We start from the raw sequence: 21,882 nt of genomic DNA, 5'->3' as shown, positions 1-21,882 counted from the left end.
GTACATGTTTCTTGCGCAAGCTCCCCTGTCAGGCTTTTGTCGGTACCAGCTTCTGGCAGTTCGCCTTGCGGTTGGGGTACTGCGCGCATTTGCCGAGCACCGCTTGGACTTGCGGGTCGTTGTGCAACATTTGATTGGCGCGCAGTTTTTCGGTGATGAACAACTCCTCGGAACCCAGGTGGGTTTCAGCCTTGTCGATCATCGCCAGCGCGGCTTGCGGGTTGTTGTACTTCAAATCGTTGCCAATCTTCAGGTCATACACCGACGGCGCGGCAAGCGACCAGTCCTTGATCGCATTTAGATCGGCGAGCGCTTCCTGGCGTTTCCCTTGCGCCATGTGCACCAGATAAGCACTGCGCCGGATGCCGGGTTGATCGCGGACGGGCGAAGCCAGCGCCCGTTTGCTGAAGGCTTCCGCCTCCTCGAGCTTGTTGGCGGCCAGCGCATCGTTGACCGCTGACGCGTCCCGATAACCCTGTAAGGCTGCTGCCACCTGCACTGAGTCGCGGACTTTGGGCCAGCCGCGTTTATCGACCTGAGAACGCCGCTGTTGGCGGTATTCGCGCTGCAGGTATTGCTGAAGATCTTCGTTGCGGTCCAGCGGCGACATGTGCGAGCGATTGAAATACTGGGTGGTGGCCGTGATGCTCGTGGTCAGCCCTGACGTGATGAAGACATCCACCTCTTTGGCGAAGCTGTTCAGGTTCAGACTTTGCAGCGACGCTTGCATCGCGGTCTTGCGCTCGTCGAGGAAGCTGGAGAGCAATGGCTTTTGCTTACCCTGGAAGTCATCCAGGCGCTGCAAAGTGAACCCGGCAGCGCGTGGTGCATAACCGGCCCGAATCATCAGGTCGGCACCGAGCAGATCAGCCTGATCCTCTTGCGCGCGGCCCCAGGCGGTACTCCAGACGTTGTCGGAAAAACTGTTGATCAACGCGGTGTAGAGCACCGTCTTGTTGATGGTGTTCTGGGTACGCAACGGGTTCTTGCTGGTGAATTTCATCTCGCCGCTGCTGCGATCCACGTGGGTGTCGGCCACGCTCGCCCCCATCACCACCATCGTTGCGACGTTGACCATCATGGACTTCTGCTCCTGAAACGCCGCTGAACGGTCGTGGTGATGCAGGAGCACATGGCTGATCTCGTGGCCCAGCATGGCCGCGATTTCATCCTCGCTTTCGACGTTGTCGAGCATGCCCAGCGGGACAAATACCGAGCCGTAGGCGTCGGTAAACGGGCCGAAGGCGTAGCTGTCGATGAGCTTGACCTTTAATGGTGGTGCTTCGCCGGGCCACCCCTTCTGCAGCCGGGAGACGATCCCCTGCAAATAGGCTTGCAGCATGGGAATGTCCACCTGATTGTTCTGCTGAAGCTCATTGGCGGGGATCAAATGGCCGTCATAGCTCAGGCGCTGTTTGCTCTGTCGCTGCGGGTCTAGCGGGTAATACTGGCGCACTTCCTCAGCGTCGACGTAATGGCCGCTGATACGCGACTGCGTCGAGGGGCCGACCAGATTCATAAAGGCGTCGTCGGCGCCCTTCATGGTATGGCAGCCCGTCAGCAGTGAGCCTGCCAGTACGGCCGCCGTCGTTAGCGTTCCCTTCACGAGCTCACTCCTTATTGGCCGCTGCAGCCGGGGCCATAACCCAATGTGGACGGGTTGTGCGCGTCGGCGGCGAGACTTGTAGGGACTTTCTGGCAGGGCAGTTTGACGATTTTCCCCGGATTCAGACGCAGGTCTGCGGTGTCCATCCAGACCTTCTTGCCAGAGACTTCGACCTGCACTTGCTCCAGGGCTTCGTTGTACTGCAATACAGGCAATGGCTTGGTGGGTGCGTCCTTGCGTGACAACTCGCCTTGAACCTTGCCTTGCTCGTCCAGCAGCGCTACCGGGTCGACCAGAAACGCTTCAACGACCGGAGCCGCCGCCAGCGTTGTTTGGCAGGTAAGAAGGGTAAGTGCAAAAAGTGTTGTTCTGAGCATCCTTGATTTCCTTGGGTCCAGTAATGAACGACAACCTTCAGCGCAGCCCGGAGCCCTTCCCCCAGCAACAGAAGCGAAGTCATGAAAATGGTGAGCACGTTCACAGGTGTGATGTGGAGGGCTTTCAAGGCCCAGCTGAGCAAGGCAATGATGGTCACCACGACCAGCCAGGCAATCAGCGGGGCGGCCACACGCAAGTGCAGGCGCTCAAGTGCCTGCCTGGCTATTTCGCGATCCGTCACGCGAGTGATCCATGTCTGAATCAGATACGTGGTACCCGCTAGCACGATCTCCAGCCAGTCCAGCCAACTGATGCCGTCGATCAGCACGTCGCTTGGCTCGCGGTCGTAGCCCATGCCGTAGGTAATGAGATTGTCCAGTGCCATTGCATGCAGAAACACACCTGGAACCTGCCCGTTGACCGGTGAACGCTCGTAGTCGCCGGCTGACGTGATGTTGGCGCCAACCAGCACCAGCCGGCCTTCGAGCAAGCTGCTCACCAGCTTGCGGTCATCCGGGTCGGTGACTTCCAGGCTGCTGGCGGGCAGTGTCAGGTGATACCGGCACGGGGCTAGACCGTTGTCGCCGCTTTTCCAGGTGAAGCCCTGCCTGATTTGAGTCCACATGTTGGAAAACGGCGTACGCACCCGTTGATCCAGTGCTTCGTCGTCGCGCTTACAGGGCGTTGTATGGCCCACCCATTGCTGTTTCGGTGACAGCGTCAGCCCCCACTGAATCGAGATTGGGGCCTGCGCCTGAGCACTGACCGCATCGGCCGGCAGGTCAGGGCAGCCTGTCTGGCGACAATGCTCCCGATACAGCAACAGCGCCGGTGTCTCACGCACCCCGGATGGCGTATTAACCGCCAGCGGATAACGATCACCGGTACCTTGCCACTGCACTTGCGCCGGACGTGTGAACGCCGCCAGCGTCTCCAGAGTATTGACCTTGCCGCCTGCGCCACGCGACTGACCGGTGTTCGCCAGAAACAGCGGAATACCCTGGCGTTCAAAGCGCTCGAATACATTGGCCAACAACAGACTGCCCTGCGCCTGTCCAGCCGCTGAGTGTTCGTGGCTGTACATCAGGTCAACGAACACCGCACCCGGCTTGAACGCCAGCAACCGCTTGAACAGCCGGGCCTGCTCGTCAAAAGGCAGGGGCCAGTACGTGTCGTTGCGTATCAGAAAGTCATCGTCGATCTCGATGACCACAATTTCCTTCTGCCCCGTTTCCGGGTAGAAACCGGCAAAGATGCGGTTGAGCCACGACGCTGACGCCTGATCGCCCGCGCTGGACAAGCCGAACGGGTCATACGCTTTCAGCAAGGCCAGCACCAAAACGAAAAGGAGCGCGTGAGGGAATGCGCGAAGAAGGGGACGCAGGGACATCCATGTCTCTTGAAAATTCAAATGTATCGACTTTTTAAATGGCCGATACCAAGAGTGTCAAGGTTACGTACCAGCTAAAACGCCTGAAAAATGGCGTTTTTGAGCGGTTTTCAAGGGTTTGAACTGACCCTGATCAACGAGATTTAAGGCATATGGCCACTATTTTGTGGCAATTTCCCGCAGGGATCTATCGAATAAATAAAAGCGAGACGTCTGCTGTTTTTAAGGCAAGTTGCCCTCACCGTAGAGCCGATATGTTTTGTATTTGGCCTCAGGACAGCGGCTGCTGCAGCTCATACGAAGCCCGCGGATTAGCAATGGAGAAACGGGGTGACAATGAGCCGAATAGCGACGTTATTCGGCTCATGCGTGACAGCTAACGGCTCAAAACGGCCCTGCTCAAGCCGGTTTCTCCTGCTGCTCTCGCTCATTGCCTAACCCCGCAATCGAAGCCTCAACCAGCGCCTTTGCCGCTTCGATCTGATACACTACGGCTCTCGCCAATGGCCGGAACTCCAGGGCGGCGTTATCCGCCGACTCATACGCTGTCGCCGCTGCACAGGCCAGATACTCGGAAGCCAGGACAAGCGCGTCTTCGACCCGGACTTCGGGTTGCACGCGGAACAGACTGAGGTTGCCGAGATTGACGCTGAATGCGGAAGTTTGGGTGACGGGGTTTGCAGGTGGGTGGGGTGTGGATCGGATCATGGGGTCTCTTCCTGAAAGGTTGAGCCGACACCCTCCGCTGTCAAACAAATGGGTGGCGACTGTACGAGGGTTGACAGACCAGTCCAGGAACCTGGCGCACACGAGGTGCCCCAAGTACAGCCGCCATGACTCGACCTGCGGACACAAGATCTACAGGTCTTTTCGGGCGTTACATTCGAGGAATCGGTCTGTCAAAACCGGTCGCATCATTGCGACGGAGGGAAGATAGGCCCCGATCTACGGCACCGCAACGCGCCGAGGAGCATATAGCTTAATTTCAGAATCGTCCTACAGGGGCGCGGGGCTTTGTGTGGGGAGATGTGTCGGACGTGTCTGTAACCAACCGATGATTCGATGCTTTCGGAAAGATCCCACGCAAAAAGGAGACTCGTTGGCTATCCACGCCATTCCATCAGATTTCAATCTCGCCAGCTCTCAGGCAGCAATCTGATCTGGAGCATCGAGATGCGGCATTTTTATAGAACCGAGCAACGTGCATGAAAGACGCAGGCCTGCTTTTGGTGACAGGGATCATCGCGTCAGCCGCCGCCTGGGGCTTTTGGCATTTTCTGGGGCGTGAGGCGATGGATGTTTTTACAGCGGGAATGCTCGCGTTGCTGGCAATTGATAACGCCCGATTGCGGCGGGCGTTGAGGCTGCGCAGGTAGACGATGCGCTTGTCATTCAAGGCTCATAGAAGCCTGATTACGAGAAAACATCTAACAACCAATGATTCGTTAACGCCATATCAAACTCCGTCGGCTCGAACGGCGGTCTGAACATGCGCTTCATCTCCTTATGGTCGGGGTGACGCGGATCAGCCAACGCCTCGACAAAGCCGGCATAACCCCGAGGGCCGCCGATATCTTCCGGAGGGCAGGCGTTGGCGCCTTCGAGGCAATACGGCAAATGTGGAAAAGTCGCACCGGCCGGCAGGTTCTCAATCTTCACAAGATGATCCCAACCGTCACCGAAGTCGTACAGATAACGGAAGCTCTTCTTGCCGGCTAGCGCATCGATCAGGCGAACACCTTCTTCAAGTGTCACCGGCGAATCCCAGCCATCCGGATCAGGAATCCCATAGCGCTCCTCGCCGATCTTGAACTCATGCAAGTGATCGCCCTCCCAACCCATCGTCACGATAAGCACCACATGCAACTCGTTCAGCGTGACGTCCCTTGGTACCACCACACGCCGCCACACGACAGGCTCGACATCGCGCAATTCGATGATCAGTAGCAGTTCGGTTTCGGGGGTAGGGAAGGGGAGGGCCTTGGACGTGAGAGTGGGCCTTGTTTTTTGTGGGCAGGTGGGAAGGGTAGCACTGTGTTGAAACAAGAAATGGGCCGCGACTTTTCAGGCGCAGAGCGCAGTAAAGCAGGCGATGAGTTCGTCAAGCCTCCTCTCGGGTACCAAATACGATCAGAGCATTGACTCTCTGATTTCAATGAGCAATATTAAGATCAGTCAACTGATCTTGAGATTCATTATGTTTGAAATATCTGAGCAGGAAATTCTAGGGCGGCTCAAATTCGACAACCCGTGGTGGGAGGAGAACGAACAGCCCATCAGCTATGCAGCAATGCCACGGCGAAAATATTTCGCCCCGTTTCTACGGTCGGTAAAAGATCGCTCAGTTCGACGTGCTGTCGTGTTGATGGGGCCACGACGAGTCGGCAAGACAGTCATGATTTATCATGCAATTGATGAGCTAATAAGAGAAGGTGTGCCCAGTAAAAACGTTCTGTACTTATCACTCGAAACGCCTCTTTATACGGGTTTGCGTCTAGAAAAAATCCTGAGTATGTTCATGTCGCTTTTTGATATTGGACGCACGGATAAATTATTTATATTTTTTGATGAGGTGCAATATTTAAAAGATTGGGAAATACATCTCAAATCGCTGGTTGACTCTTTCCCGGATTATAAATTTGTTGCCACTGGTTCAGCCGCAGCAGCGTTGCGGATGAAAAGCAACGAGTCGGGCGCCGGAAGATTTAGCAATTTTACATTGCCGCCTCTAACTTTCGCTGAATACCTCCAGTTTATTGATCGAGAAAAAACACTCATACAAGAACAACCCAGGGAGAACGGTTTTCCCAATACTTATGTATGCACCAAAATCGAGGAGCTAAATCGAGAATTTGTTAATTATCTTAATTTCGGGGGGTATCCTGAAGCAGTATTTTCAGAGACGATAAAATCAAATCCTGGGCAATACATCAAAAGCGATATTATCGACAAGGTTTTGCTTCGAGACTTGCCTAGTTTGTATGGTATATCGGATATTCAGGAGCTAAATCGACTATTCACAGTTCTAGCTTACAACACAGGAAACGAAGTATCCTTAGAAGGGTTGTCAAAAAGCTCGGGTGTTGCGAAAAATACAATAAAACGTTATTTGGAATATCTAGAAGCTGCTTTCTTAATACAGCGCATTGAACGAATCGACCAAAATGCAAAGCGCTTCAAGCGTGCCATGTGCTTCAAAATTTACCTAACCAATCCATCTATGCGTGCGGCGCTATTTGGTCAAATAAATGAAAGCTCAGAAGCCATGGGGCACTTAACTGAGACAGCAATTTTCAGCCAGTGGCAACATAGCCAGAAAAATGTTCTTTACTATGCCCGTTGGAATCATGGCGAAATAGATATCGTATCTTTGAATACCACCAATCAGTCACCAAACTGGATTGCAGAGGTTAAATGGTCGGATAGAGCCTATGAAGAGTGGTCTCTACTCCGGCACTGCGTTGAGTTCTCTGGCTTACACTCTAAGCTAAAACAGCCAATCTTAGTCACGACAAAAACTATATCTGGAGATGTTACTTGCAATAATGTCCAGTTTCGCTTTCTGCCCAGCAGCCTATATGCATATACATTAGGCGCAAATATCTTGCGTTACACATCAGACATACTCTCGACTCTATCAACACCGAAAATGTTCGAGGAAGAGGAGTGAACTATTAATTACAATGATACGTTGTCAGTGCGCGCCTAGGCCGGTTACCACGAATAGGTTGTCAGCATAGTTGCCACGGCTTGAGCACATCGAGCTCGCAGGTGCGCACTCACAAAGAACGTTTTCTGATTACGCGCAACGGTTACCAGATGACTGGTTACCATTCTGGTTAACGCGGTATTGCCCTTTTTTATCGAGGTGCGCACCACTGTCGACCCGGTGCGTACCCAGAGGTACGAACGCGGGTACGACCAGAAAACGCGCCTGCAGAGTGCGCACCTACGACCACTGCTCAGTTAGCACTGCTTCTGTTTGAGATGAATGTGCCATGCGTTATGTGACGATCAGAAAGTTTTCCAGCGAGCCGGGATACACCGAGGCCGCGATTCGATCAAAGATTGCTGACAGCACTTGGGGGAAAGATTAAGTTTGGTGAAAGGCACCTGATGGGCCGCTGCTGACCGATGTCAACGACAGCGCTTTACCCGATCTTTTCTACGCCTGTGGATAATTTGGGTCAAGGCTTGAATTTTCAGGAGCTCTGCGGCTGTGGATGAACTTGTCCACTGGTGGAAATCGTGGTTTTCCACAGACAGTTGCGTGGGCTTTAGAATTTTTAAGTGAGGTCCATCCAAGCAGGGCGGCTTTGCAGCCCTGTTTGGATGGACCCGCGTGGAAGGGCGGACTGCGGTGATCTCATTGGCTTACCCACGTTTGGATGCGCCACGGCTATCTTGTAGGGTGGTAATGTTGTCGCCGACCGGGTGAGCGAATTCGTGGGGCGTTATATGCCCAAGGCAGTTGGCGTCGATGTAGTTGCTCCACCACGCCATGATCAGTCTGCGCTGTTCGAGGAATTCGGCCTTGTGGATATACGCGGCACGCATGCGGTTGCGCTCCTTGTGGCTCATTTGTCTTTCGATGGCTGCGTCGGTCCATAACCCGGACTCCAGCAGGGCGCTACAGACCATGGTTCTGAAGCCGTGGCCGCAAACGTCCTTGCTGGTGTCGTAGCCGACGTTGCAGAGCATGGTGTCCACCGTGTTCTCGAACATGGGTTTCCAGTATTTGTGGTCGCCCGGTAACACTAACTCTGAAAAGCGACTGAGGCTACGCAGGCGCTCCAGTATTTCGATGGCCTGCGGCGATAGCGGAACCATTTGAATGTCGCCGTTCATCTTGGTCCCGCGTGTCGAGTTGCGTACCCCTTCAATCGGTGCGCGCATATCGGGGATTTCCCACATGGCGCGTTGGAAGTCGAACTTACTCCATCGAGCGAAGGGTAGTTCACTGGAGCGGACGAATACATGCAACGTCAACAGGACGGCGAGGCGCGTCAGCTCGCGGCCGTTGTAGTTGTCGATAGGGCGTAGCAGTTTGGGTAGGCGATTGAGGGATAGGGCCGGGCGATGGACTGTGCGCGGCGCGTGAATCGAGCCTGCCAGATCCAGAGCAGGATTCATGGTGATCTGCCGAGCCCTTTTGGCCCCGCGCATGATGGTGAATAAGTAGTTCTGTACCCTTAACGCCGCATCCATGGTGCCGCGTTCCTTGATGCGCTGGGTGATTTCTAGCAGGTCGTGGGTATCGAGTTCGGCGATGTTCGTTGGCCGATTAACGGGAAGACGTGGATGCGCAGTCGGCTCATTACGATTTTCGCGTGGCCTTCGGTCCAGCGGCGGGACATATCAGCGTGCCACTCTAGGGCAACGGTTTCGAAAAGCAGTGCCGCACGTTGGGCTACGATCTTGGCCTTTTTCTTTTCTTCCATTGGATCGAGGCTGTCTTGCAGCAACGCCTTGGCTTCGTCTCGCTTACGTCGTGCCACGGAAAGGGTAACGATGGGGGTAATTGCCGATGATGAGCGTGCCTTCCTTGCCGCGGGGCTTGGTGTACTTCAAGCGCCAGGTCTTCACGCCATTGGGTTTGACGAAAAGGTACATGCCGCCGCCGTCTAACAGTTTGTAGGCGCGTTCGCGGGTTTTGGCTGTGCGGCATTGCAGGTCGCTGAGAGGGATCGCTAGATGTGGCATAGGGGTACGCTCCTGACCGGAAAATCGCATTACCCCTAACATACCCTCGGGGAAGGGGGATTTTGTTGGATCCCGACAGAGGGCCCTGAAACGAAAAAACCCGCCAAATGGCGGGTTATCGGGGCTTCCAGAGCATTCGGTGAATGCTATGGAGCCTAATGTGGTGCCGGCACCAGGAGTCGAACCCGGGACCTACTGATTACAAGTCAGTTGCTCTACCAACTGAGCTATACCGGCGTGTGGGCGCTGATTATAGGGATTTGGTCTGTCGAGTAAAGCCTTAATTTCAGTTTTTTTGCGCTGCTTATGCCGGGGCGCGATTAGCGTTATTCACAATGGATCTGTCGGGGGCGGTGCAGGGTGGCGATTTTGTGGAGCGGTTCTCATCCGTTCGCAAGCTACTGTTTTTGTGGCCTTTTAGTGGCTGTCTAAAAAATGACCAATTTGTGAAATCGTTTGCGCGTCAGGCGTCCTGTGCGTTGGCGGGAATTTCGTCAACAGAGTTATCCACAGGGCAGGACGCTCGAAGTGGATTATTTGTGTTCGGCGAGTATGAGCAGGTTGCGTGGGGTGAGGTGGCTTTCGCAGAAGGTGCCGATGCGTACGTGGTAGCCGCGTTGTTGCAGGTAGAGGGCGCGGTCGAGGATGAGCCAGAGTTCCAGCGGGCGGCGGAACAGGTTGCGCAGCAGTTCGAGGTTGCGCACGTGGGCCAAGCGTTGCCAGCCGGCGGCTTCGAGTGCGGGCCAGTCCTGCGGGCCGGGGGCGGGCAGGTGTTTGAGTGCGGCGAGGTCGCGGCAGTAGTCGGCGAAGGGTTTGTCGAGCCAGGCGCTGGGTAGCGACGGGGTGGGCAGGTAGTCGTCGACGCCGCGCAGTTGCCGTTGCAGCAGGTCGAAGCCGAGGCGGCGGGCCATGGAGGTGTCGCGCTGGCGACGCACGCGGGCGCCGGCGGTGACGGTTTCGCTGAGCGGCAGGCCGAGGTCGTCGAGGGACAGTTGCAGCACCGAGGCCTGGCCTTCGTTCGACAGCGGTTGGTAGTGGTCGCTGGCGATGCGGTTGTAGCAGCAGGGGGCGATGGCCATCTGTTGGCAGCGGGCGTCGCTGGCCAGTTGCATGAGGCGCACGTGGAGGTCGCCGCAGGCGTGCAGGGCGACGGGGGTGTGAGCGGCCTGCAGGCGGCTGGCGGTGTCGGCGGCCATGACGTCTTGTTGCAGGTGTTCGGCGGCGATGCCGAGTTTGTGGCTGAGTTGGCGGCCGGTTTCGATCAGCGCCGGGTCGTATTCAAGGCAGGTCAGGGCCTGGCCGTGATGGGCGAGGCGACGGCCGAGGTGGCCTTTGCCGGCGCACCAGTCGAGCCAGTGGCTGGGTGTCTGCTGAAAGTCGAGGCGGCTGGCGAAGGCTTCGATCTGCTGCCATTTGCGGCCGGGCACGTCGACGCTCATGCGCGGTGGCACGCTTTGCAGTGCATGGCCGGGCAGGGCGTCGATGGCGCTGAGGGCGATGGATTGCGCGGCGATCTGGCGGAACGGCTCCGGGGCGTCGAGGTGCTCCGGGTGGTTATGGGCCAGTTCGGCGTCTTCAAGGCTGCGGTTGCGCAGCCAGGCGGCGAGTTGCGGGTGTCCGGTTTCCCAGGGCAGTTGCCGGTGGGTGAAGGGTTTGGGCCGCCACAGGGGTTGGTGCGCGAGCAGGAAGGCGTCGAGCGCGAGGAAGTGGGTGTGCAGGTTTGTGGCTGGCATGGTGTGGCGGCGGTGTATTCAGGGATGAGCGAGAAGCTTACGGGGTATTTGCGGGGTGTGGGGTGGCAGATGCAGCGTGGGGGATGGTTTTGCTGCCGCTGCGCGGCAGGTCGCGAGCAAGCGCGCACCTACGGTCTTCGTGGCGATTGTGTGGGAGCGAATTCATTCGCGAAAAATGGATCAGGTGATAGAGAGGGGTCGCCTGATAAGCCTCTTCGCGAATGAATTCGCTCCCACAGGGGCCGGAGGGGTTATCGGCCCTGAATCGCTTCTACCCGCAGGCGCCGTTCCAGCAGTTTGAAGCCTTGCACCAGCACGAACGACATCACCAGGTAGATCACCCCGGCGATCAGGAAGGTCTGTTCCGGCAGGTAGGTGCGGGCGTTGATGGTGCGGGCCATGCCGGTGATGTCGAGCAGGGTCACGGTGCTGGCCAGGGCGCTGGCCTTGAGCATCAGGATGACTTCGTTGCTGTAGGCCGGCAGGCCGATGCGCGCGGCGCGGGGCAGGATGATGTAGAGCAGCGCCTTGCCTTTGGACATGCCCAGCGCGCGGGCGGCTTCGATTTCGCCGGGCGGCACGGCCTGGATCGCGCCGCGCAGGATCTCGGCGATGTAGGCGGTGGTGTGCAGGGTCATGGTCAGCGCGGCGCAGAAGAACGGGTCGCGCAGGTACGGCCACAGCGGGCCTTGGGTGACCACGTCGAACTGCGCCAGGCCGTAATAGACCAGAAACAGTTGCACCAGCAACGGCGTGCCGCGGAAGAAGAAAATGTAGGCGTACGGCAGGCCGCGCACCCAGTTGTTGCGCGAGGCCCGGGCGATGCCCATGGGGACCGCGAGGATCAACCCGGCGACCACGGCAATGGCGACCAGCTCCAGGGTCAGGGTGGCGCCCTGCAGCAGTTTGGGCAGCCACTTGGCGATGAATTCCCAGGTCATGCGGCGCTCCTTGTGAAACCGACCGAGGCGCGACGCTCCAGCCAGGCCAGGCCGACCATCGACAGCGCGGTCATCGCCAGGTACATCAAGGCGGCGACCATATAGAAGGTGAACGGCTGTTTGGTCGCGGTCACGGCGATCTGCGCGTGGCGCATGACTTCTTCAAGGCCGATCACCGAGACCAGCGCGGTGTCCTTCATCAGGATCATGAACAGGTTGCCCAGCCCCGGCAGGGCGATGCGCCACATCTGCGGCAACACGAGTTTGATGAAGATGCGCGGGCGCGACAGGCCCAGTGCCAGGCCGGCTTCGCGGTGGCCCTTGGGGATCGACAGCATGGCGCCGCGAAACACTTCCGTGGCGTAAGCGCCGAAGCACAGGCCCAGGGCGATGACCCCGGCGGCAAAGGCGCTCAGCGAGAAGTTGCTCAGGCCGAACAGCTGGCCGATGGCGCGCATGGCGTTGACCGTGCCGAAGTAGATCAGCAGCACCCAGAGCAGTTCGGGCACGCCGCGCACCAGCGTCGAGTAGGTGCCACCCAGCCATTGCAGGGCGCGATTGGGCGAGGTTTTCGCCAGCGCGCCGAGCAGGCCGAGGATCAGGCCCAGGCACAGGGCCGACAGCGCGAGTTGCAGGGTCATCAGCATGCCGGCGGCGAGGGCCGGGCCGAATCCGTAAAGATCGAAATTCATGAGTTGGCTTTGCACAAGCGCCGAGGCCGCTGCTCACGACAATGAGCAGCGGCCTCGGTCGGGCGGATCAGAGGATGCTGAACGGGAAGTACTTGTCGTTGATCTTCTTGTAGGTGCCGTCTTCGATGATTTCCTTCAACGCGGCGTTGAGCTTGTCGCGCAGCGGGTCGCCTTTGCGCAGGGCAATGCCGATCTTGTCGTTGTCGAACACCGGCTCGCCCTTGAACTCGTAGTTCTTGCCGGCATCGCTTTTCAGCCACTCGTAGCTGGCGTACTTGTCGCCGAGCAGGGCGTCGAGGCGACCGGAAGCCAGGTCGAGGAAGGCGTTTTCTTGGGAGTCGTAGAGTTTGACGGTGACGTCGTCGCCCCAGTTGTCTTCCAGCCAGCTGCCGGACAGGGTGGCGCGCTGGGCACCGATCACCTTGCCTTTGAGGGCTTCCTTGATCGCCGCGTTATCGGCGCCGAGGTTGGTGGTTTTCGGCGCGATGAACTGCAGCTTGTTCGAGTAGTACGGGTTGGTGAAGTCCACGGCCTGCTTGCGTTCGTCGGTGATCGACATCGACGAGATCAGGAAGTCGAACTTCTGCGCGTTGAGCGCCGGGATGATGCCGTCCCAGTCCGAGGTGACCACTTCGCAGGTGACTTTCATCTTGGCGCACAGGGCGTTGCCGATTTCCACGTCGAAGCCCACGACCTGACCGCTGGCGTCCTTGTTGTTGAACGGCGGGTAAGCGCCTTCGATGCCCATTTTCAGGGTGTCGGCAGCCAAGGCGCCGGTGGAGACAAGCAGCGTGGCGACAGCGGCCAGCAGGCGTTTTTTCAGGGTCTGCATCGATGTTGCTCCGTTAGCGATTGCTGGACATGAATTGTTTGCAGCGCGCCGACTGCGGGTCATCGAAGACCTGCTGCGGCGTGCCCTGTTCTTCTATCAGCCCCTGATGCAGGAAAACCACTTCACTGGACACCTGCCGGGCGAAATTCATTTCGTGGGTCACCATCAACAACGTCCGGCCTTCCTCGGCCAGACCGCGAATCACATTAAGCACTTCCTGCACCATCTCCGGGTCCAGCGCCGACGTCGGTTCGTCGAGCAGGATGACCTTCGGTTGCATCGCCAGCGTGCGTGCGATGGCGGCGCGCTGTTGCTGGCCGCCGGACAGTTGCGTCGGGTAGGCATGGCGCTTGTCGGCGATACCGACCCTGTCCAGCAGCGCTTCCGCCGCTTCGATGGCTTCGGCCTTGCTCTGCCCGAGCACGCGGCGCGGCGCCTCGATGATGTTATCGAGCACGCTCATGTGCGGCCACAGGTTGAAATTCTGGAAGACGAAACCGACTTCGCTGCGCAGGCGATTGATCTGACGGTTGTCGGCGGCGATCAGTTCACCCTTGCGGGTGGCTTTGAGTTTGAGCGCTTCGCCGGCAACCAGGATTTCACCCTTGTGCGGGTTTTCCAGCAGGTTGATGCAGCGCAGCAGCGTGGACTTGCCCGAACCGGACGAGCCGAGGATCGAAATCACGTCGCCATCCCGTGCGCTCAGGGAGATGCCCTTGAGCACGTCCAGTTGGCCGTAGCGTTTGTGCAGGTTGCGGATTTCCAGGGCGGGCGTGGCCTCGGCCATGTGCGGTCCTCATGTGTTTCAGGCGCGCTTGAGACGGGTCAGCCGAGGCGACCTTGCGCAAAAAGGGCGCGATGGTGCCAGCTTTAAACGCCGTGTGGAAGGGTATTTCGGCCATCGGTACGACCAAAGGCGAAATTTTCGCCCTGTATTGGTGCTTTTCGTCGGTTCGTGTGTATTTTCGGTGCGCATGCACGTCTCCTCCCTGAGTCGCTCGGTAACATTTCCTACGCGGAAACGTTTAAGCGCATATCTCTCAACAGGTTGCGCGAAGGCTCTGGCACGGGCATATCCCGAGGCGACGTCGCTTTTGAAATATTTTGGCGTAAATCTTGCGTAAAAAATAAATAACAGCGCTGTTGCGATCTTTTTACGAAGCTTCACCACACGCGCTGATCCGTACAAAAAACACAAAGGTTGCATTTATGAGCGGTACCCAAAACGCTTCAAATCTCGAACAAGGGCTGAAATCCCGGCATATCACCATGCTGTCGATTGCCGGTGTGATCGGTGCCGGCCTGTTCGTCGGTTCCGGCCACGCCATCGCCGAAGCCGGCCCTGCCGTGCTGCTGGCCTACATGGCCGCCGGTACGCTGGTGGTGCTGGTCATGCGCATGCTGGCCGAAATGGCTGTCGCTTCCCCTGATACCGGCTCGTTCTCGACGTACGCCGACCGCGCCATCGGCCACTGGGCCGGTTTCACCATCGGCTGGCTGTACTGGTGGTTCTGGGTGCTGGTGATCCCGCTGGAGGCCAACGCCGCCGCGACGATCCTGCATGCCTGGTTCCCGGACGTGGCGATCTGGGTGTTCACCCTGGTCATTACCCTGTTGCTGACCGCGACCAACCTGTTCAGCGTGAAGAACTACGGTGAGTTCGAGTTCTGGTTCGCGTTGATCAAGGTCGTGGCGATCATCGGCTTCGTGGTGTTGGGTATCGCGGCGGTCTTCGGCCTGTTGCCGACCAGCCAGGTCGGCGGTGTCAGCCACCTGTGGGACACTCAGGGCTTCCTGCCGAACGGCCTGGGCGCGGTGTTGGCAGCGATGCTGACCACCATGTTCTCGTTCATGGGTACCGAAATCGTCACCATCGCTGCAGCCGAGTCGAAGAACCCGGGCCAACAGATCACCAAGGCCACCAACTCGGTGATCTGGCGGATCTGCCTGTTCTACCTGCTGTCGATCTTCCTCGTCGTGGCCCTGGTGCCATGGAACGACAGCCGTCTGGCGAGCCTCGGTTCCTACCAGACCGTGCTGGACCTGATGGGCATCCCGAACGCCAAGCTGATCGTTGATCTGGTCGTTCTGGCGGCGGTGACCAGCTGCCTGAACTCGGCGCTGTACACCTCGTCGCGCATGCTGTTCTCCCTCGGCAAGCGCGGCGACGCACCGGCCATCTCCCAACGCACCAGCAAAGCCGGTACGCCGTACTGGGCGGTGCTGCTGTCGACCGCTGCGGCCTTCGCTGCGGTGTTCGCCAACTACGTCGCGCCCGCTGCCGTGTTCGACTTCCTGCTCGCCAGCTCCGGCGCCATCGCGCTGCTGGTGTACCTGGTGATCGCCGTTTCGCAACTGCGCATGCGCCGCCAGCGCGAAGCCAAGGGTGAAGCCATCTCTTTCCGCATGTGGCTGTTCCCGGGCCTGACCTGGGCGGTGATCGTGTTCATCATCGCGGTCCTGACCGTCATGCTGTTCCAGGAAGGCCACCGCATGGAAATCATCGCTACCGGCCTGCTGAGCATCCTGGTCGTGGCCGCCGGCCTGATCGTCGCCAACCGTCGCAAGGCGGTGAACGCGGGCAAGGTCGTGCTGAACTGATTGTGGATTGAGCCCGGTTCGCCGGGCGTTGAAGCGGCTGTCACCTTGCGGGGTGACGGCCGTTTTTTTGCCGGTCCCGTAGGAGCGCGCTTGCCCGCGAAGGCGACGAATAACCTGTGGGAGGGAGCTCTGCTCGCGAAGGCGTCTTTGCAGGCAATGATGTGCTGACTGACCTACCGCCATCGCGAGCAGAGCTCCCTCCCACGGCCTTCGGCCAGAATCAAAGGCAGCTCGCGCCCAAGCCCCACCGTGGCAGTCTGCCTTGCCGGCAAGCCGGACTGCTTTGGTGGGGAGTAGGCGAAAACCGAAATCAGCGTCCTATCATCCTGCCCAACACCGATTTCCCCCTCACCTGGTGCATCACCACCGCCGCCAGGTGCAGCGCGACCAACCCTGCCAGTGCGGCGCAGAGCAGGTGGTGCAGTTCGTGCAGTTCCAGCAGTGCCATCTTCGAGTGAACGAGCTGTGGCAGCGGGATGAGCGCCAGTAGTGTCACCGGATGACTCATCATCAGCACCCCTGTGATCAACACCCCTGAAACCGCCGCGTAGATCGCTTTGTGGGCGGCGTTGGCGAGGCGTTGCTGTGCGCTGCTATGTTCGCGCGGTGGGGTGGCTCTGATCGCCAGCCACAGGCGCCAGGCGAAGAAGGGGATGAACAGGCTGGTCAGTTGCGGGTTGAACGATTCGACCCACTGGCGGATCGGGTCCTGCGGGTCGAGCAGCACCACGCCAAAGCCGCTGAAAGTGGCCCAGAGGATGATGGCCGCGGACAGCCAGTGCAGGACGATTCGGGATCGGGAGTAAGCGCTCGCTTCATCCGCGCTGGCGGGCGAAGGGGAGTGTGGATGTGTCAAAACGGTTGCCTTGTTGAGAAGGAATTGCATTCTCGTGCTGGCGCAAAGCTACCGTCTTGACCGGTGTCATGTAAATCAAAAATCGCCTGTCAGCGGCGACCGGCGTCCCGTGCGTTCTTCTTTTCCAGAATCAGCGAGGCTTCGGAGTAGGCTTTCTGGAACGCATCGCTGCCGATCCATTCCACCGCGGTGTCTTCGTCTTCGTCGTGGAAGATCCCGCGATAGGTGATCAGCAGGCCCATCATGAAGTCGGTGGCCGACTCTTCGGCTTCCTCGGCAATCACCAGCTCCAGCACCGGGTATTGCAGGAACACCACGCACATCGCCAGCAGGCTGACCGCTTCGCCAGCCTTCATGGCCTCGAACAGGTCGTCGAAGTCAGCCGGGTCGAAACCGTTCTCTTCGATGTCGTTGAAGTCGAAGGTGCTCAGGTCGATGGCGACGTCATCGAACGGCTCGTCGACGAAGGCGTGATTCAGCACCGGGTGCACCACGCTCGGTTTGCCCTTGCCGGAACGGTTCTGCTTGGCCTTGGCTTTGGCCCGCTGGGCGCGTTTCTGCTGTTTTTCTGGGGAGGCCATGCACATCGATCCTTTTGCGGGCGAGGGTGGTGGTGACGCCGGGCTATTGAAACGCAGGCGCCGGGATTTACCAAGGGTAGCCGGGCGCCGATGGCCGGAAAAATCGCAGCCAATAAAAAACCCCTGAATCTTTCGATGCAGGGGTTTTTCGGTATTAGTGGTGCCCAGAGACGGAATCGAACCGCCGACACGGGGATTTTCAATCCCCTGCTCTACCGACTGAGCTATCTGGGCAACGGGGCGCATTAGACGTGTTTTTCAGGAGGTCGTCAAGCAAGTTTTTTAAAAAAATTTGAATTATTTCCTCCGCTTACGATTCACGCCGTCTGCAGGGGGTTATTCGGACGGTGGAACGTAGCCTTCGGCCTTGGCGTATTCCTCGCCGGAGAGGTACTTGTCCATCTCGGTCTGCAGGAATTTGCGGTCTTCGGCATTCATCATGTTCAAGCGACGTTCGTTGATCAGCAGGGTCTGGTGTTTCTGCCAGTCGGCCCAGGCTTTCTGCGAGACGTGGTTGTAGATGTCTTCGCCTTTGGCCCCCGGGTACGGTGGACGGTCCAGGCCTGGCAGTTCTTCTTTGTACTTGCGGCACATTACGGTGCGGGTCATGAGGGTTCTCCTGCATTCAAAACGTCGGCTGCGTTTTTCAGCAGCTTCTTCACCGGGGCGGCGAGGCCCAGGCGCGGCGGGGTGGCGAGGTTATACCAGAGCCAGTCGTCCTCGGCCACGTGAGGGGGGCTGCCTTCGACCCGTACCAGCCACGGCTCGATGCTCAGCTGGAAGTGGCTGAAGGTGTGTACCAGCTCTGGCAGGGCCTGATGCGCGCCCAGTTCCAGCGCGTGCTGTGCGGCGACGTGCTGCACGTCGTCGAAGTCGTCCAGTTCGGGCAGGCTCCACAAACCGCCCCACAGGCCGGTCGACGGCCGGCGGTACAGCAGAATCTCGCCGCGGTCGTTGGCGAACAGCGGCATCAGGGTGCGCTTCTGTGGAATGGCCTTGCGCGGCTTGGGCACCGGATAGCGGGTTTCCTGACCGAGCATGTGCGCTTCGCAACCGCGCTCCAGCGGACACAGCAGGCAACTGGGTTTGCTGCGGGTACACAGGGTGGCGCCCAGGTCCATCATCGCTTGAGTGTAGTGATTGACCCGGCTGTGTGGCGTGAAGCGCTCGGCGGTGGCCCACATCTGTTTCGCCACCTTCGGCTCGCCCGGATAGCCTTCCTGTGCGGTGAAGCGGGCCAGCACGCGCTTGACGTTGCCGTCGAGGATCGGCGCGCGGATGCCCATGCTGATACTGGCGATGGCGCCGGCAGTGGACTGGCCGATTCCGGGCAGTTCGGTGAGTTTTTCCACGTCGCGGGGGAATTCACCGCCGTGCTCGGCCACGACGATCTTCGCGGCCTTTTGCAGGTTGCGGGCGCGGGTGTAGTAACCCAGGCCGGTCCACAGGTGCAGCACTTCGTCTTCCGGCGCCTCGGCCAGTGCCTGCACGGTGGGCAGAGCGTCCATGAAACGGTCGAAGTAACCCAGCACGGTGCTGACCTGGGTCTGTTGCAGCATGATTTCCGAAACCCAGACGCGGTACGGGGTGATGTTGCGTTGCCAGGGAAGGTCGTGGCGGCCGTGACGGTCGTACCAGTCGAGGACGGCGGAGGAGAACTGCTCGGGTTGCATCGGGGGTTCCGGGATTCAGGAAATGCTTTATGCAGGTTGTAGGAGCAATCGGAGGTTACGACGGTCGCGATTGCGGTATGTCTGATACACCGCTTCGCGACCCTCGTAACCTCGGATTGCTCCTACAGGTTGTGTGTTGTCAGCCTGGCAATGTTACCGCTTGAACAATCCCTTGAGCGCGTCCTTGAGTTCGGGACTGACCTTGTCTCCGAGTTTTTCGTCGATCTTGTCGTTCAGCTTGTCGCCGAGACGGTCGGTCGCCAGTTTCGCAGCGACCTTGCCCAGGCCTTCGTTGTCCAGGCGGCAGGCCTTGGCGCCCAGTTCCAGCGGGCCACGGCATTGAATCGGCCATTCAATGCCGACGAAGCGCGGATTCACTTCGCAGGCCGGGTCGGGCATTTCGCTCTTGTCGCCTTCGATGATCACGCCGACGCGGTAGTTCATGCCCATCACCCGCAGGTCGATGTCGCCATCGCCGTTGACGGTCAGGCCCGGTGTGCGCACTTTCAGGTCGGGGTTGCTGGCGACGCCGTTGCGGAACACCAGATTGCCGTTGAGTTGCTGGAACGGCGTGTCCTTGCCCCGTGGCTCGCCGCTCAGGGTCTTGCGGTTGAGCACGGAAATGCCCCGGCACAGCTGTTGCTCAAGGTTGGCGTTGACCAGCACGCCGTCGTTGAGGGCGAAGTTGGCGGTGCCGTTGAGGCTTTCCACCAGCGCTTTCTGGCTGTTGCCCTTGGCGGTGACGTCGCTGTTCAGGGTCAGCAGGCCGCGCAGTGGCGGGGTGGTGCCCTGGCTCTGGATGAAATGCTCCACCGGCACCCGGTTCACGCGGGTCTGCATGCTCGCCAGCGGCACTTCAGGGCGCACGTCGAGATTGCCTTTGACTTCGAAATTGCCGTTGTAGAGATCGCCACGCAGGCTGTCGATGGTGACCACGCCATCCAGCGCCGTGGTTTTCAGCGCGGCGTTATCGATCGGCAGTTTTTCCACGATCAGCTTGCCGAAGCTCAGGTCGGCATCGACGTCGAGTTTGCGCATGCGCTCCAGCGGCAGCAGGCGTGTGTCGCTCCAGGCTACCTGGGTCGGCTGATTCGGCAGCGGCGTGGTGCCGGACGCGGCCATGGCGTCGGCCTCGCCACTCTGCACTTCGGATTTGCGCGCGGCACCGGCGTTTTTCGCCTGCTCGCTTTGTGGCGGACGGTAGCGGTCGGCGTCGAAGGTGTCGGCCTTGAGTTGCAGGCGCAGGGATTGTTTGGCGAAGTCGTCCACGGCCACGCGGCCACGGAAGGTGCTGTCGTCGAGTTTCACGGTCAGGTCGTCCAGCGCCAGGCTGGTCGGGGTCGCGGCCACGCGGGTGACCATTTCGAACGCGTTGAGACTGTTTTCACCCAGCGTCGGTGCCGGCTGGCCGATGTTGTCGAGGAACTGGCGCAGGTTGAGCTGGGCGATGGACAGGCCGCCGCTCAGCTGCGGGGTCTTGTCGAGGTCGCGTACGTGCAGTTCGCCGATGGCGCGCAGCTGGTTGGCCGACAGTTTCAGGCTGGTCCATTCGGCGACGTTGGCTGACATGTCTGCCAGCAACTGGCCTTGGGCCGAAAAAGTGACCGTCTTGCCTTGCAATGGATCGCCAGCCGCTTCGCCGGAGAAACGCATGTCGTCCAGTTGATAGCGCTTGAGTGCGCGGTCGAAACGCAGCTTGCCGGTCAGCTCGGTTTTGGTGCGGATCACCGGCTGGTTGGTGCTGAGGAACGCGGTCAGCTTGATCGGGATGTCGGTGGCGTTGTGTACGGCACCGGTGCTCAGTTGAATGCTCTCGGCGGTGAATTGCCGGGCTTTCGGGATGTCGTTGAACTCGATGCGCGCGTTGTTCACGGTCAGGCTGTCGATGTCCAGCTTGAGCGGTTGCCAGGACCTGTCGGGTTTGGCCTGCGCGGTGTCGGCGGGCGTCTCTGAAGCTGACGGCGGCTGGGTCGAGCCGGTCGTGGCAGGGTTGGCCGGCACCTTGCCGATGTCCTCCCAGTTGCCGTGGCCGTTTTCGTCGCGAGTCAGCATCAGGTTCAGACCTTCGACGCGCACGTCGCTCATCTGCACTTCCTTGCGCAGCAGCGGCAGCACGCGCACGGACAGGCCGAGCATCTGCAGGTCGGCGAACGGTTTGGTCGGCTCGGTCAGTGTGGCGACGCTGGCGTCATGCAGCTCCAGGCCCAGCCACGGGAACAGGCTCCAGCCGATGTCGCCGTTGAGGGTCAGTTCGACGTGGCCCTTGTCGCGGACCAGTTTACGAATCTCGTCTTTGTAGTCGTTGGGATCAAACAGATGGGTCAAGGCAAAGCCGAGAGCCACGATGATCAGCAACAGCCCGAGAATGAAGAGTCCCAGGATTTTGCCGAACGCTTTCATGGGCGAGTCCTTGTATTCGAGTCGTTCAAAATTTAGCCCGCGAGTATAGCGACTCGCAGAAGCGCCGGATTCTGCGGCGGCGTTTGCCCGCAAGCGTAGCCAATGTGAACACAAAAAACTGTAGGTGCGTGGCTGTACCGTGTCTTTGCAGGTGCCCGCATGACCCCTGTAGGAGCTGGCTTGCCCTGCGACCTGGCGCGCAGCGGCAGTAAAACCGGACACCTTGGTTCTATCAGGCATTCCGCATGCACAGGATTTGCGACGACTTCGTCGCCGGCCGCAGGACAAGCCAGCGCCTACAAGGGGCGCAATGGGGTGTATCGCGAAACGTTTCCATACAATGACAGATGGCATAAAAAAGGTAGTAGCAGAATGCTTTCTGTCACGCGCCTGATGGTAATCTCTCGCCGTTCGGCTGCCATGCTGCGTCGAATTGTCACGTAATGAGGCTTTCTGCCGATAAATCTCCTGTGCCGCGTGCGTGAAAAAGAGAGAT

18 protein-coding genes, 2 tRNA genes and 1 pseudogene are annotated in these 21,882 nt (G+C 59.0%); 3 read left to right on the top strand and 18 right to left on the bottom strand.

Features of this window, described 5'->3' with window-relative positions; all coding sequences use genetic code 11:
- Positions 1–28 precede the first annotated feature (28 nt).
- The 4 genes from ACIPL0_RS01825 to ACIPL0_RS01810 all read right to left on the bottom strand — a co-directional run bounded on the left by ACIPL0_RS01825 (position 29) and on the right by ACIPL0_RS01810 (position 4,082).
- Positions 29–1,606 (bottom strand): M48 family metalloprotease, encoded by a 1,578-nt coding sequence (locus tag ACIPL0_RS01825; protein ID WP_400594283.1) that lies wholly within the window; start codon positions 1,604–1,606, stop codon positions 29–31.
- An 11-nt stretch (positions 1,607–1,617) separates the two neighbouring features.
- Positions 1,618–1,851 carry a hypothetical protein gene (locus ACIPL0_RS01820; RefSeq protein WP_400594286.1) on the bottom strand — a complete coding sequence of 78 codons (234 nt, stop codon included), beginning with the start codon at positions 1,849–1,851 and terminating at the stop codon, positions 1,618–1,620.
- A gap of 35 nt (positions 1,852–1,886) precedes the next feature.
- Positions 1,887–3,374 carry a CHASE2 domain-containing protein gene (locus tag ACIPL0_RS01815; protein ID WP_400594289.1) on the bottom strand — a complete coding sequence of 496 codons (1,488 nt, stop codon included), beginning with the start codon at positions 3,372–3,374 and terminating at the stop codon, positions 1,887–1,889.
- Positions 3,375–3,773: 399 nt separating this feature from the next.
- A complete protein-coding gene (locus ACIPL0_RS01810; protein ID WP_400594291.1) occupies positions 3,774–4,082 on the bottom strand; it encodes a DUF6124 family protein in 309 nt (102 codons plus the stop codon).
- A 497-nt stretch (positions 4,083–4,579) separates the two neighbouring features.
- Between ACIPL0_RS01810 and ACIPL0_RS01805 the strand changes: the two genes are divergently transcribed.
- Complete coding sequence (locus ACIPL0_RS01805; protein ID WP_400594294.1) at positions 4,580–4,750, top strand: hypothetical protein; 171 nt, start codon at positions 4,580–4,582, stop codon at positions 4,748–4,750.
- 37 nt (positions 4,751–4,787) lie between these two features.
- On the opposite strand, the gene ACIPL0_RS01800 is transcribed toward ACIPL0_RS01805, so the two are convergent.
- Positions 4,788–5,420 (bottom strand): plasmid pRiA4b ORF-3 family protein, encoded by a 633-nt coding sequence (locus ACIPL0_RS01800; RefSeq protein ID WP_400594297.1) that lies wholly within the window; start codon positions 5,418–5,420, stop codon positions 4,788–4,790.
- A gap of 151 nt (positions 5,421–5,571) precedes the next feature.
- On the opposite strand from ACIPL0_RS01800, the gene ACIPL0_RS01795 reads away from it, so the two are divergent.
- Positions 5,572–7,044: an ATP-binding protein gene (locus tag ACIPL0_RS01795; RefSeq protein ID WP_400594300.1), complete on the top strand. Its 1,473-nt coding sequence runs from the start codon at positions 5,572–5,574 to the stop codon at positions 7,042–7,044.
- A 704-nt stretch (positions 7,045–7,748) separates the two neighbouring features.
- Here ACIPL0_RS01795 and ACIPL0_RS01790 read toward each other — a convergent pair.
- The 7 genes and pseudogenes from ACIPL0_RS01790 to ACIPL0_RS01760 all read right to left on the bottom strand — a co-directional run bounded on the left by ACIPL0_RS01790 (position 7,749) and on the right by ACIPL0_RS01760 (position 14,062).
- Positions 7,749–9,077, bottom strand: a pseudogene (locus ACIPL0_RS01790) (tyrosine-type recombinase/integrase).
- A 161-nt stretch (positions 9,078–9,238) separates the two neighbouring features.
- A tRNA-Thr gene (locus ACIPL0_RS01785) sits at positions 9,239–9,314 on the bottom strand.
- 296 nt (positions 9,315–9,610) lie between these two features.
- Entirely contained in the window at positions 9,611–10,810 is a 1,200-nt protein-coding gene (locus ACIPL0_RS01780) for a methyltransferase (protein WP_400594303.1), read from the bottom strand.
- Between the two features lie 251 nt (positions 10,811–11,061).
- Positions 11,062–11,751, bottom strand: coding sequence for an ABC transporter permease (locus ACIPL0_RS01775; protein ID WP_400594306.1), 690 nt, complete (start codon positions 11,749–11,751; stop codon positions 11,062–11,064).
- A complete protein-coding gene (locus ACIPL0_RS01770) occupies positions 11,748–12,443 on the bottom strand; it encodes an ABC transporter permease (protein ID WP_400594309.1) in 696 nt (231 codons plus the stop codon). Before ACIPL0_RS01770 ends, ACIPL0_RS01775 begins: the two co-directional genes overlap by 4 nt.
- A 67-nt stretch (positions 12,444–12,510) precedes the next feature.
- Positions 12,511–13,275, bottom strand: a complete 765-nt coding sequence (locus ACIPL0_RS01765; protein ID WP_400594312.1) for an ABC transporter substrate-binding protein — start codon at positions 13,273–13,275, stop codon at positions 12,511–12,513.
- A gap of 13 nt (positions 13,276–13,288) precedes the next feature.
- Entirely contained in the window at positions 13,289–14,062 is a 774-nt protein-coding gene (locus tag ACIPL0_RS01760; RefSeq protein ID WP_400594315.1) for an ABC transporter ATP-binding protein, read from the bottom strand.
- A gap of 422 nt (positions 14,063–14,484) precedes the next feature.
- Between ACIPL0_RS01760 and gabP the strand changes: the two genes are divergently transcribed.
- Positions 14,485–15,876, top strand: a complete 1,392-nt coding sequence (gabP, locus tag ACIPL0_RS01755) for a GABA permease (protein WP_400594318.1) — start codon at positions 14,485–14,487, stop codon at positions 15,874–15,876.
- A 310-nt stretch (positions 15,877–16,186) separates the two neighbouring features.
- Here the strand turns inward: gabP and ACIPL0_RS01750 are convergent, their stop codons facing one another.
- The 6 genes from ACIPL0_RS01750 to ACIPL0_RS01725 all read right to left on the bottom strand — a co-directional run bounded on the left by ACIPL0_RS01750 (position 16,187) and on the right by ACIPL0_RS01725 (position 21,386).
- Positions 16,187–16,762 (bottom strand): cytochrome b, encoded by a 576-nt coding sequence (locus ACIPL0_RS01750; RefSeq protein WP_400594321.1) that lies wholly within the window; start codon positions 16,760–16,762, stop codon positions 16,187–16,189.
- Between the two features lie 59 nt (positions 16,763–16,821).
- A complete protein-coding gene (locus tag ACIPL0_RS01745; RefSeq protein ID WP_400594324.1) occupies positions 16,822–17,313 on the bottom strand; it encodes a hypothetical protein in 492 nt (163 codons plus the stop codon).
- A gap of 158 nt (positions 17,314–17,471) precedes the next feature.
- Positions 17,472–17,547 (bottom strand) — tRNA-Phe (locus ACIPL0_RS01740).
- 102 nt (positions 17,548–17,649) lie between these two features.
- A complete protein-coding gene (locus ACIPL0_RS01735; protein WP_400594327.1) occupies positions 17,650–17,922 on the bottom strand; it encodes an oxidative damage protection protein in 273 nt (90 codons plus the stop codon).
- On the bottom strand, positions 17,919–18,986 hold the full coding sequence (mutY, locus tag ACIPL0_RS01730) for an A/G-specific adenine glycosylase (protein WP_400594330.1): 1,068 nt from the start codon (positions 18,984–18,986) through the stop codon (positions 17,919–17,921). The genes ACIPL0_RS01735 and mutY overlap by 4 nt, the downstream gene beginning before the upstream one ends.
- 153 nt (positions 18,987–19,139) lie before the next feature.
- The gene (locus tag ACIPL0_RS01725; RefSeq protein WP_400594333.1) at positions 19,140–21,386 is read right to left on the bottom strand and encodes an AsmA family protein; all 2,247 of its coding nucleotides are present in this window, start codon (positions 21,384–21,386) and stop codon (positions 19,140–19,142) included.
- Between the last annotated feature and the right edge of the window lie 496 nt (positions 21,387–21,882).

The organism is Pseudomonas sp. NPDC090208 (genome assembly GCF_044746785.1).
GTDB lineage: Bacteria > Pseudomonadota > Gammaproteobacteria > Pseudomonadales > Pseudomonadaceae > Aquipseudomonas.
Note: the sequence above shows the minus strand (reverse complement) of the source record. Positions and strands in the feature narration are given on the sequence as shown.